The following is a 13148-nucleotide window of genomic DNA, read 5'->3' on the forward strand; positions in this document are numbered from 1 at the left end:
ACCCGAACCAACGACTCACCGGGTCACCGGGTCACAGTGGAACTACAACCATGTAATTCACGGACGGCCCCTTAGTGTCGACAATCCGACAGCGTGCGAGGGGTATTTCGCCTTGGTGTCGAACCGGGCTCTTCGCTGGTCGGCAAGGGGTGCCGTCACCCGCCGGGACCATCGGTTGACCATCTCCGCCAACCGGACGATTTGCCGCTGTGCTGCGCCAGCAATACTCCACGGACGACATCGCAAACAAACCTCGCGATCCATGGTGGACAGAGTCCTGTCGGTGGGACCCCCCGAGTGGTGCGGGCGATTACGCCCCCGCTTCGGGTGCATGGCGCGGCTGCGATGGACAACGAGCTGGGGGCGTTGGGTGTGGCGGTAATGAAGGATCGAATCGCGGGGCGGTTTCGCCTCCAGGGTGCGATCGGCAAAGGCAATATGGGCGAGGTCCACCGTGCCGAGGACATGGATGCGAGCGAGGACTCCGGCGACCGCATCGTGGCGCTGAAGCTGATCCTGCGGAGCCGTGCCGGGGTTGTCATCGACACCTCTGCCGACAGCATGACCCGGCTGCGGTTCGAGCGCGAGGTGCGCATCATGCGCATGCTCCGGCATCCGCGTCTGCCGCGGATCATCGCCGGGGCGGCGCGGGTGGACGAAACGCCGTACATCGCGATGGAGTTGTTGGACGGCGAGACCTTGCGGGACCTGGTGTCCGAGCATCCGCAGTTGCCGGTCTCCTGGGTGGCGGCCATAGGTGCGCAGATCGCGGACGGTTTGGCGGCGGCGCACCTTGCCGGGGTCGTACACCGTGATCTCAAGCCGTCGAACGTGATGCTGCTGCGCACCGGTGCGATCAAGGTGCTCGACTTCGGGATGGGCCGGATTCTCGATGACGAGGCCGGCCGGGTCACGAGCACAGGCGTCACGGTCGGCACTGCCCGCTACATGGCACCGGAGCAGTTCCTCGCGGCGGCGGTCACTGCGGCGGCCGACCTGTATGCGCTGGGCTGCGTCCTGTTCGAGCTGCTGACCGGTGTGCCGCCGTTCCTGAGCGAGTCCGGGTTCGAGTTGGGCCAGAAGCACCTGCACGAGCCGGTTCCGCCGATCCGACTGATGCGCTCGGACGTGCCGGCTGAGCTGGTGCGGCTGATCAGCCGGCTGCTGGCCAAGCAGCCGGCTGACCGACCGGAGAACGCGGTGGCTGTCCGGGAGGTGTTGCTGCCCTTCGCCACCGGCACCGACCCGGTCCCTGGCTGGGAGACCTTCGACCCGGTGGACTACCTGCGGCGGGCACGGGCCGCCGTCGACACCGTCGCACTGTCGGGGATGGACGAGGCGAGCGAGCAGGACGAGGCCGCCGACGTACCCAGCTTCGGCATGGATGTCTTCGGTGTGCATCAGCAGCTCATCAAGGACTATCGCGCGTTCACCCAGGGCGGCACGGTCATCCGCGACGATCAGATCGCGCTCTTCGTCGAAGATGACCTGAGCGCCAAGTCGCAGTGGCCTGACCCGTGGGTGTCGCTCAATCCGTTCTTCGCCACCGGTGGCTCGATCCTCGAGCTCGTCAGCCAGGGCGTGTTGCACGAGGAGTGCGCCCGGATCTTCCAGGCCAAGAAGACCGCTGGCGGTACGCGCTGTGACGGTCGCCCGCTGACGTTGCACCAGCACCAGCGGGAAGCGATCGAACGGGCGCAGACGGGCACGTCGTATGTGCTGACCACGGGGACCGGCTCCGGCAAGTCGCTGTCGTACATCGTGCCGATCGTCGACCGGGTGCTCAAGGCCCGTGAGCAGGAGGCGAAGAAGGCGCCGAAGCGGGTCCGGGCGTTCATCGTCTACCCGATGAACGCGCTGGCCAACAGCCAGCTCAAGGAGTTGGACAAGTTCCTCCAGGACGGCTACGGCCCGGGTCGGGAGCCGGTCAGCTATGCCCGCTACACCGGCCAGGAGAGCGACGAGCAGCGCCGGCAGATCCGCGAGAACCCGCCGGACATCCTGCTCACCAACTACGTGATGTTGGAGCTGATGCTCACCCGACCGGACGACCGGCGATCGCTGATCAGGATGGCCAGCGGGCTGGAGTTCCTGGTCTTCGACGAGTTGCACACCTACCGGGGTCGGCAGGGCGCCGACGTGGCCCTGCTGATTCGTCGCGTTCGGGAAGCCTGCCAGGCGGAGGTCCTCCAGTGCATCGGCACCTCCGCCACCATCTCCAGCGAGGGCAGCGCCGACGACCAGAAGCAGGTCGTCGCCCGGGTCGCCAGCACCCTGTTCGGCAGCGCGGTCACCCCCGAAAACGTCATCGGTGAAACCCTGGTCCGCGCCACCGGACCCGCCCCCGACACCGTGCCGGTCGAACGGTTGCGGGCACCCGGGGCGCCGCGCGCCTACGCCGATCTGGTGAACGACCCGCTGGCCCGCTGGATCGAGACCTACTTCGGCCTCGGCTTGGACGCCGAGGGCCACCTGGTGCGGCAGAAACCCGCAAAGATCGAGGACGCTGCGAACGAATTGGCCGATGCCGCTGACCTCACCGTCGCCGACTGCGCGAGGGCGATCCGGCACACACTCAAGGCCGGCTCGGAGGCACGGCACCCGGTCACCGAGCGACCCCTGTTCGCGTTCCGGCTGCACCAGTTCCTCTCCAAGGGCGACACCGTCTACGTCACCCTGGAGGACGAACTCACCCGCCACCTCACCCGGGACTATCAGCTGGTCCTGCCCGGTTCGGACGGAAAGATCCTGCTGCCGCTCGCGTTCTGCCGGGAGTGTGGCCAGGAGTACTTGACGGTCTGGCGCACCACCCGTAACGGCAGCGTCGTCTACGAGCCCCGCAGGGACACCGTCGGCACGGGCGGCCAGGCCACCGACGGCTACCTCTACGTCGACTCCGACCGGCCCTGGCCGACCAGCCGGGAGGAGGCCATTGCGGAGCGGCGCATTCCGGAGTCGTGGCTGGAACCCGACGAGCACGGGCAGGAGACTGTCCGCGCTTCCTATCGGGACCGGCTGCCGACCGCAGTGACCGTCGACCCGTAAGGCTATGAGGGTCGGGGCGCGCTGCGGGCCGCGTTCATCCCGTCGCCGTTCCTGTTCTGCGCCCACTGTGGGGTGGCCTACGAGCAGGTCCGGGGTAGGGACTTCGCCAAGCTCGCCACCCTCGACCAGGAGGGGCGCTCCTCGGCGACCTCGCTGGTCTCCGCGTCTATCGTCCGGTCGCTGATGAGCGCGCCACCCGAGGCGCTGGACCCGAAGGCGCGCAAGCTGTTGACCTTCGTCGACAACCGGCAGGACGCCTCGCTCCAGGCCGGGCACTTCAACGACTTCGTGCAGATCACCCAGCTCCGCGGAGCGCTTTACCAGGCGGCCCGCACCGCCGGCCGGGAGGGCGTCACGCACGAGGATCTCGCGACGGCGGTGACGGCCGCTCTGGGCCTGCGCGAGTCCGACTACGCCCGAGGCAACGACCTGCCGCCGTCGCTGGCGAAGGCGGCGGCCCGGACGCTGCGGGACGTCGTCGCCTTCCGCCTCTACCTCGACCTCGAACGGGGTTGGCGGATCACCATGCCCAACCTGGAGCAGACCGGCCTGCTGGAGATCGACTATCAGGATCTCGACTGGCTGGCCGGCAACCAGGACCGCTGGTCGAGGACCCACGAGCCACTGCGGCACGCCGAGGCGGCCACCCGCGTCGACATCATGCGCGCGCTGCTCAACGAGATGCGCCGTTCCCTCGCCATCGACGTCCAGTATTTCCGCGACGACTTCGACTCGCTGCAGCGGGCCAGCGAGGAACGGCTGACCGACCCGTGGGTGCTGTCGGTCAGCAACAGCCCGAAGGTCGGCATCGCCTACCCACAGCCCACCGGGCGGGGGATGGACCGGACCGGGCTGTTCCTCTCCGGGCGGGGCAAGTTCGGCAAGTACCTGCGCCGGGTCCATTTCGGCACCCGCCTGAGCTTCGACGACGCGCAGCGGGCGATTGCCGAGGTGCTGGAGGTGCTGGCCGACGCCGGCCTGGTCACCAGGATCGAGGTCGCGCCGCAGCGCGCCGGTCGGTTCCACCGCCCGGCCGGTCCGAGCAGCACCGGTTACCGGGTGTCGGCCGCCTCGCTGATCTGGCGGGCCGGCACCGGTGAGCGGGGCAGCCACGACCCGCTGACCCGCACCTTCACCGGCGACGACGGCCCTCGGGTGAACACCTTCTTCCGCCGGCTCTACCGGGAGGCCGCGGGCACCCTCGCCGGCCTCACCGCCCGCGAGCACACCGCCCAGGTGGACCCGACCGAACGGGAGAGGCGCGAGGACGCCTTCCGCAACGCGGACCTCAAGCTGCTCTACTGCTCGCCCACGATGGAGTTGGGCGTCGACATCTCCGAACTCAACGCGGTCATGATGCGCAACGTGCCGCCCACGCCAGCGAGCTACGTCCAGCGCAGCGGCCGGGCCGGCCGATCCGGGCAGCCGGCGCTGGTGACCACCTACTGCGCCACCGGCAACAGTCACGACCAGTATTATTTCCGCCGCTCCGAGCGGATGGTCGCCGGCGCGGTCGCCCCGCCCCGGCTGGACCTGGCCAACGAGGACCTTGTCCGGTCCCACGTCCAGGCGATCTGGCTGGCCCAGGCGGGCCTGAAGCTCGGCCGGGCCATCCCGGAGACCGTCGACATCGCGTACGCCGAGGACTCCCGGCTGCCGAACCCGGCCCTCGCGCTGCGCGACCACATCACCGCTGCCCTGCACGACACCCAGGCGCAGGAGCGGGCCGCCCGCGCGGCCCGCACGGTCTTCGCCGGCCTACTGACCGAGTACGCCGAGTCGAGCTGGTGGGACGACAGGTGGATCGAGGACACCGTCCGGACGACCCCCGACCGGTTCGACGCCGCGTTCGACCGCTGGCGTGGCCTGTTCAAGGCGGCGCTCGTCGACCAGGCCGAGCAGAACCGGCGGGTCCTCGACCACACCCTTTCCGAGCGGGACCGTCGCATCGCGGTGGGCCGTCGCAAGGAGGCCGAGACCCAGCTCAACCTGCTCAAGAACGAGAGCGTTGACAGCAAGTCGGTGTTGTCGGACTTCAACCCGTACCGGTACCTCGCCAGTGAGGGCTTCCTGCCCGGCTACTCGTTCCCCCGGTTGCCGCTCGCGGCCTACGTGCCCACCACCGGGCGTCGGTCCGGTGAGGGCGACTACCTCCAGCGTCCCCGCTTCCTCGCGATCCGCGAGTTCGGCCCCGGCGCGCTCATCTACCACGAGGGTGCGCGTTACCAGGTCACCCGGATCCAGTTGCCGCCGGACGCCGCGGGTGACGTGACCACCGGTGCGGCCAACCGGTGTGGTCAGTGCGGCTACCACCACGATGACAAGGAGCGGGCCGACCGCTGCCAGATGTGCGACCAGCCGTTGGGCGAGAAGACGACCGGCCTGTTGCACCTGCACACCGTCTACACCAAGCGCCGGGAGCGGATCTCCTCCGATGAGGAAGAGCGCCGCCGCGCCGGCTACCGGCTGGTCACCTCGTACCGGTTCCACGACCACGGTGCCCGTCCCGGTCGCCGCGACGCGCTTGTCGCCGACGTCGCCGGGGGCTTGGCCACCCTGTCGTACGGCGACTCGGCGACCGTCCGGATGACAAACGTCGGGCGGGTGCGGGCCAAGCCGGACGAGCCGGACGGGTTCTGGCTCGACCCGGCCGACGGCCGGTGGATGAACGAGCGCGACGCCGGGGAGGCGGCCGGCGACTCCAGCGAGATGCCGCTCGTCGACGCCGACGGCAACGACAAGCGCCGCAAGAAGCGGGTCATCCCGTACGTGGAGGACCGGCGCAACATCCTCGTGCTCAAGCTCGACGAACCGGTCGACCAGGAGGTGGCGCTGTCGCTGATGTACGCGCTGGAGCGCGGCATCGAGGCCGTCTTCGAGCTGGAGGACTCGGAGTTGACCACGGAGCTGCTGCCGCCGAACGAGGGGCCGCGTGATCGGGTGCTGTTCACCGAGGCGGCCGAGGGCGGGGCGGGCGTGCTGCGGTTGATGCAGGCCGACCCGACCGCCCTGCGGCGGGCCGCGGCCGAGGCCCTGGCCATCTGTCACTTTGCCCCCGACGGCACCGATCTGAAGGGGCCCCACCCCGACCGCCCGTGTGCCATGGGTTGTTACGAGTGTCTGCTCACGTACGGCAATCAGCTCAACCACCGGTCCATCGACCGGCACAGCGCGCGGGACTTGCTGCTGCGCTTCGCCGCCGCATCCGCTGCACCGACCGGCCAGGGCGAGTCGCGCACCGAGCAGCTCGCCCGGTTGACCGCCCGGTCGGACACCGCGCTGGAGGCCAAGCTCATCACCTGGCTGAAGAAGCGCGGACTGCGGTTGCCCGACGAGGCGCAGATCCTGGTTACCGAGGCGTTGGCCCAACCCGACTACGTCTACCGGCTGCCCGGCGCGACCGTCGCGGTCTTCGTCGACGGCCCGGTCCACGAGTACGACGAGGTGGCGCAGCGCGACCGTGAGGCCGAGGAACGGCTGCGTGACGCGGGCTGGGACGTGGTCCGGTTCCCGTACGACGCCGACTGGGCCGCCATCGCGGCGGAGCACACGTACTGCTTCGGAACCAGCGTCACCGGCTGACCTCTCCGCCCACCCCCACCCACCACACGACGCGCGAGGACCCCCTCATGAGCACCCCCTTCAGCGCCGGCACGTTGGTCTCCGCCCGAGGCCGCGACTGGGTCGTACTGCCGGAGAGCGCGCCCGACATGCTCGTCCTGCGCCCCCTGGGCGGCGCGGACGACGACATCGCGGCGGTCTTTCCCGACTTCGAACCCGTCACCGGCGCGCGGTTCGCCGACCCGTCGCCCGCCGACCTCGGCGACGCCCAGGCCGCCGGCCTGCTGCGTTCCGCGCTGCGGATCGGTTTCCGGTCCGGGGCTGGCCCGTTCCGGTCCCTGGCCGGCATCGCCGTCGAGCCGCGCGCCTACCAGCTGGTGCCGTTGATGATGGCGCTGCGGCAACGGACCGTCCGAATGTTGATCTCCGACGACGTGGGCATCGGCAAGACCGTCGAGGCGGGCCTGATCGCCAGTGAACTGCTCGCCCAGGGCAGTGCGCGCAAACTCGCCGTGCTCTGCTCGCCGGCGCTGGCTGAGCAGTGGCAGGGGGAGCTGCGCGGCAAGTTCGGCATCGACGCCGAACTGGTCCTCGCCTCCACGGTGTCCCGCCTGGAACGCGGCCTGGACCTGGGCCAGTCGCTGTTCGACCGGCACCCGTACGTGATCGTCTCCACCGACTTCATCAAGTCGACCCGGCACCGCGACGACTTCGTCCGACACTGCCCCGACCTGGTCATCGTCGACGAGGCGCACACCTGCGTCGCGGCCGACGACAACGCCTCCGCGCAGAATCAGCTCCGCTTCGAGCTGCTGCAACGGGTCACTGCCGACGCCGAGCGGCACCTGCTGCTGGTGACCGCCACCCCGCACAGCGGCAAGGAGGGCGCCTTCCGCAACCTGCTCGGCCTGGTCAAGCCGGAACTCGCCGCCGTCGACCTGGGCTCCGACGCGGGCCGCCGGGCACTTGCCCCCTACTTCGTGCACCGCAAGCGCGCCGACGTGCGCCAATACCTCACCCGCTCCGACGGGCTACCCGACGACACCCTGTCGGAAAAGACGTCGTTCCCCGCCGACCGGCACTTCAAGGACGAGACGTACAAGCTCTCCCCGGCGTACCGTGCGCTGCTCGACGACGCAATCGCGTACGCCAGCGAGCGGGTGACCGCCGCGGATCGGCAGGGCCGGCGGGAGGCCCGGATCGCCTGGTGGTCGGCGATCGCGCTGCTGCGGTCCTTGGTGTCGTCGCCGCGTGCCGCCGCGCAGACCCTGCGCACCCGGTCGGCGACCGTGGCGGCCGGCAGCGCAGAGGAAGCCGACCGGCTCGGCACCCCGTTGACCAGCGACTCGTCCGACAACGATGCCCTCGAAGGTCTCGACGTCGCCCCCGGTGCGGCAACCGGCGACCTGGCCGGGGGTGTCGACCGGGGCGGCGCGCGGCTCGCCGCCCTGGCCGAGCAGGCGGCGAAGCTGGAGGGCCCCACCGAGGATCGCAAGCTCGCCGCGCTGGTCACCCACCTCAAGGCCCTGCTCAAGGAGGGCTACCACCCGATCGTGTTCTGCCGCTACATCCCCACCGCCGAGTACGTCGCCGAGCACCTCGACGGCAAGCTCGGCCGCAAGACGGTGGTGCACGCGGTCACCGGCACGCTCTCCCCACAGCAGCGCATCAACCGCATCGAGGAGCTCGCCAGGGCTGCCGGCGACGACCCGGTCGCCCGCCGGGTGCTGGTCGCCACCGACTGCCTCTCCGAGGGCGTGAACCTGCAACACCACTTCGACGCGGTCGTGCACTACGACCTGGCCTGGAACCCCACCCGCCACGACCAGCGGGAGGGCCGGGTCGACCGGTACGGCCAGAAGCGCGACGTCGTCAAGGTCATCACCCTGTACGGCGGTGACAACGGCATCGACGGCAAGGTCCTCGACGTCCTCATCCGCAAGCACCGACAGATCCGCAAGGACCTCGGCGTCTCCGTCTCGGTGCCCGACGAGGCGTCCTCCGGGGTGACCGACGCGATCGTCGAGTGGGTGCTGCTGCGCGGCCAGCAGGCCGAGCGCGGCGAACAGGGCAGCCTCTTTGACGCCGACGAATACCGGGCCCTCGACCGCAAGGCCGCCACCCTGGCCGCCGACTGGCAGTCCGCCGCCGAGCGGGAGAAGACGTCCCGCTCCCGGTTCGCCCAGCACGCCATCCGGCCCGAGGAGGTGGCCGTCGAGGTCGCCGCCGTCCGCGACACCCTGGGTCGGGCGGGGGAGATCCGAGCTTTCGTACGCCAGTCACTGCGCGCCCTCGACGGCGTCCTGCGCGACGACCCGGCCCGGCTCGGTGACTTCACCGCGGACGTCAGCGGCACCCCCGCCGGCCTGCGCGACGCCCTCGCCCCGGTGCTCGGCGGCGACGTGGTCGAACTCGGCCGTCCGGTGCGCATCCGCGACACGGCGGCCGTCGACCGGGGCGAGGTCGCGCTGGTGCGTACCGACCCGGCGGTGGCGGCCCTCGCCGGGTACGTCCTCAACGCCGCCCTGGACGAGCAGGCCCTCGGCCCTCGCCCGGCACGACGCTGCGGCGTGATCCGTACCCGGGCCGTCACCGGCCGCACCACCCTGCTGGTGGTCCGCTACCGCTTCCACCTCACCCTGCCGTCGCGCACCGGCACCCGGCAGCTCGTCGCCGAGGACGCCCGGCTGCTCGCCTTCGCCGGGGCACCTACCAATGCCCGCTGGCTGCCCGCCGACGACGCCTTCGCGCTGCTCGACGCCACCGCCGACGCCAACACCGACCCCGGCTTCGGCGAACGCACCATGAAGCAGATCCTCACCGACCTGCCCGCCGTAGCCGACCACCTCACCGGCTACGGCCAGGAGTTGGCCGCCGACCTGCTCGCCTCGCACCGCCGGGTACGCAGCGCCTCCGGCGAGATCGTCCGGGGCCTCACCGTAACCGCCCAGGACGGCGCCGACGTGCTCGGCGGGTACGTCTACCTGCCCGACCCCACCGCAGGAGGCCACGCCTGATGTCCGCCACCGCCCGCAACCAGGTCTTCACCGCCGTGCACACCATCGGCGGCCTGCTCCCCGCCGACATGCTGGTCCGCATCGCCGACGGTAAAGACGTCCCCGGCAGCAAGCCCGCCGATTACCGGGTGGTCGGCGCCCGCTCGGTACGCGACGATGCCGAACGGCACTGGGAGTGGCTCAAGTCGGTCTGGAAGGACCTGCGCGGCGACCTGCCCGCCGCCCCGGAGGCAGACACCCCCGCCGACCCGACCGGCCGCGCCGTCACCCAATGGCTGGAACCGCTGCTCGACGCGTTCGGCTTCGGTGCCCTCACCCCCATCGGGGCCACCGGCATCACCTCCGACGACGGCAGCAAGACGTTCTCGATCAGCCACCGCTGGCAGCACGTCCCGATCCACCTGGCCCGCTGGAACGCCACCCTGGACAAACGCCCGGCCGGCGGCGGTGTCCCGCCGCAGTCGTTGGTGCAGGAGTGCTTGAACCGCTCCGATGCCCACCTGTGGGGGGTGCTCACCAACGGCCGGCAGCTCCGGCTGCTGCGCGACTCCAACGCCCTCGCCACCGCCGCCTACGTCGAATTCGACCTGGAAGCCATCTTCGACGGCGAACTGTTCAGCGAGTTCGTGCTGCTCTACCGACTGCTGCACGTCTCCCGGTTCGCGGTGGGGGAGGAGGCGGCCCCGTCGACCTGCTGGCTGGAAAAGTGGCGGGCGGAAGCGATCACGTCCGGCGTGCGCGCTCTGGAACAGCTCCGCCGGGGCGTTCAGGAGGCGATCACCACCCTCGGCACCGGCTTCCTGCGCCATCCTGACAACCAGCGGCTTCGCGCGGACCTTGACGTCCAGGCGTTCCACAACGCGCTGCTGCGCCTGGTCTACCGGCTGCTGTTCCTCTTCGTCGCCGAGGACCGCGACGCGCTGCACCCGCCGGGCACCAGCGAGGAAACCCGCGACCGGTACGCGCGGTACTTCTCCTCGGCGCGGCTGCGCGCCCACGCCCGCCGCCGCCGAGGCACCGCCCATGCCGACCTTTACGAGGCGCTGCGGGTCGTCCTGGACGCGCTGGGCCACGTCGACGGCCGTCCCGAAATCGGCCTGCCCGGCCTCGGCGGCATCTTCGACGACCGGGAGCCCGACGCCCCGCTGCGCGGGCTGTCGCTGGCCAACGAGCACCTGCTGACCGCCGTACGCCAGCTCTGCCAGGTGCGCGACACGAGTTCGCGCCGCTGGCGGTCGATCGACTACCGGCACCTGGACGCCGAGGAACTGGGGTCGATCTACGAATCGCTGCTGGAGCTGGTGCCGAGGCACAGCGCCGTCGACCGCACGTTCGAGCTGGTCGAACTCGCCGGCAACACCCGCAAGACCACCGGCTCCTATTACACCCCGTCCTCACTGATCGAATGCCTGTTGGACTCGGCGCTCGACCCGGTGATCGACGACGCGGTCAAGCGCGGCGAGGTGGCCGCCACCGCCGCCGGGCAACCCGATCCCGCCGACGCCATCGTCAAGGAGCTGCTGTCGCTCACCGTCTGCGACCCGGCCTGCGGCTCCGGACATTTCCTGGTCGCGGCAGCCCGCCGGATCGGCAAGCGGGTCGCGGCGGTGCGCGAACGCAACCCCGAGCCGACCCTTGACGCGGTACGCCACGCGCTGCACGAGGTCATCGCCGGCTGCATCTACGGCGTGGACCTCAACCCAATGGCCGTCGAACTGGCCAAGGTGTCACTGTGGCTGGAAGCCCTCGAACCGGGCAAGCCGTTGAGCTTCCTCGACGCCCACATCAAGCACGGCAACGCGCTGATCGGGGCCACTCCGGCGCTGCTCAGGGACGGCATCCCCGACGCCGCGTTCAAGCCCATCGAGGGTGACGACAAGAAGCACGCCAAGAACCTGGAGAAGCAGAACGCCAAGGAGCGGGCCGGGCAGGACAGCCTGTTCGACCTCCATCAAGGGGCCAAGGCTGCCAATGCCGTCTTTGCGCAGGGACTGCGCCGGATCACGGACGCGCCGGCTGACGACCTCGGCGACGTGCGTGAGCAGGAGTCGGCCTACCAGGAGTTCGTGACGTCCGACCGGTACAAGCGTGCGCTGCACGTCGCCGATGCCTGGTGTGCCGCCTTCATCTGGACGAAGACGGAGGACGCGCCACCAGCGGTCACGCACAACACTTTCCGTGCAATGGAGAACTCGAACGCGTCGGCCGCCTCGCCGGAGATCGACGAGGAGATCGAACGGCTCCGCAATGAGTACCTGTTCTTCCACTGGCATCTGGAGTTTCCTGACCTCTTCGCGGTCGCGGACAACGCCGCCGACATCGATCCGGCAACGGGCTGGTCGGGTGGCTTCGACTGCATGCTCGGAAACCCGCCGTGGGAGCGCGTGAAGCTACAGGAACAGGAGTTTTTCGCCGCCCGCAGTGAGACGATCGCCAAGGCTGCCAACAAGGCAGCCCGCGAACGGCTCATCAAGGCGCTGGCGGACAGCCCGGAGGACGCGGACCGAGCCCTCCATGGAGCCTTCGCCGCCGCCCGTCGGCTGGCCGAAGGGGTCAGTCACCTGCTCCGCAACTCGGGCCGCTGCCCGCTTGCCGGCAGGGGTGACGTGAACACGTATGCCGTCTTCGCCGAGACGACCTCCCTCGCCATCGCGCCACAAGGCCGTTTCGGCTTGGTCCTGCCCACGGGTATCGCGACGGACGCCACCACTGCGCCCTTCTTCTCCGACTTCGTCCGCACCGGACGCCTCGCGTCGTTCCTCGACTTCGAGAACGAGGCGTTTCTCCTCAGTCGGGACGTGCATCATTCAGTCCGGTTCGCTCTCCTGACCGTGGTAGGCAAGGGTGGTCGTGTGGACCGAGCGTCCTTCGCCTTCGGCACGCGTTATATCGAAGACCTGGACAGTCGGCGCTTCTCCATGCCACCTGAGGAGATCCTTCTCGCCAATCCCAACACCGGCACCCTTCCGGTCTTCCGTTCCCGCCGCGACGCCGAGATCACCTGCGGCATCTACCGCCGGGTCCCGGTGCTCATCAAGGAGGGCGACCCGGAGGGCAACCCGTGGGGCTTGTCGTTTATGGCAATGTTCCATATGTCCAACGACTCCCACCTGTTCCGCACGCGGGAGCAACTGGAGAGCGGCGGCTGGACTCTGCGTGGCAACATCTTCGAGCGCGACCAGCAGCGCATGCTGCCCCTGTATGAGGCGAAGATGCTCCACCACTTCGACCACCGGCTGGGCACGTACGAAGGTCAGACCGAGGCCCAAGCCAACATGGGCACACTCCCGCGGCTGACGCCTGAGCAGCATGATGATGCCGGCTTTGTGCCCATGCCGCGATACTGGGTCCCGGAATTCGACGTCCCGACGGATAAGCGGGACAAGAGGGGAAATGTCATCTACGACTTGGGGGTCAATTCCCGGCTCGCTGAGCGGGGTTGGGGCCACGTACGTATTCAGCTTGAGTTGATCGGCTGAGCGGGGCTGCGGTCTACTGTGGTGGCTGTGGCTGGCATGATCTTGG

Annotated in this window: 4 protein-coding genes; all 4 read left to right on the plus strand. The window is 69.7% G+C overall.

Annotated features, from left to right (window positions below; translation table 11 throughout):
- Positions 1 to 381 precede the first annotated feature (381 nt).
- Positions 382 to 3045 (plus strand): protein kinase domain-containing protein, encoded by a 2664-nt coding sequence (locus ACLQ24_RS25715; RefSeq protein WP_425894276.1) that lies wholly within the window; start codon positions 382 to 384, stop codon positions 3043 to 3045.
- Positions 3046 to 3117: 72 nt separating this feature from the next.
- The gene (locus ACLQ24_RS25720) at positions 3118 to 6627 is read left to right on the plus strand and encodes a helicase-related protein (RefSeq protein WP_425894277.1); all 3510 of its coding nucleotides are present in this window, start codon (positions 3118 to 3120) and stop codon (positions 6625 to 6627) included.
- Between the two features lie 47 nt (positions 6628 to 6674).
- A complete protein-coding gene (locus tag ACLQ24_RS25725) occupies positions 6675 to 9623 on the plus strand; it encodes a helicase-related protein (protein WP_425894278.1) in 2949 nt (982 codons plus the stop codon).
- Positions 9623 to 13102: an Eco57I restriction-modification methylase domain-containing protein gene (locus ACLQ24_RS25730; RefSeq protein ID WP_425894279.1), complete on the plus strand. Its 3480-nt coding sequence runs from the start codon at positions 9623 to 9625 to the stop codon at positions 13100 to 13102. The genes ACLQ24_RS25725 and ACLQ24_RS25730 overlap by 1 nt, the downstream gene beginning before the upstream one ends.
- The last annotated feature ends 46 nt before the right edge of the window (positions 13103 to 13148 follow it).

Origin of the sequence: Micromonospora sp. DT4 (assembly GCF_049841675.1) — a bacterium.
Taxonomy (GTDB): Bacteria; Actinomycetota; Actinomycetes; order Mycobacteriales; family Micromonosporaceae; genus Micromonospora.

What these genes read in the sequence shown, in the direction of transcription:
- ACLQ24_RS25730 (WP_425894279.1), top strand. Translation starts at nt 9,623, where the DNA reads ATGTCCGCCACCGCCCGCAACCAGGTCTTCACCGCCGTGCACACCATC.
- ACLQ24_RS25715 (WP_425894276.1), top strand. Translation starts at nt 382, where the DNA reads ATGAAGGATCGAATCGCGGGGCGGTTTCGCCTCCAGGGTGCGATCGGC.
- ACLQ24_RS25725 (WP_425894278.1), top strand. Translation starts at nt 6,675, where the DNA reads ATGAGCACCCCCTTCAGCGCCGGCACGTTGGTCTCCGCCCGAGGCCGC.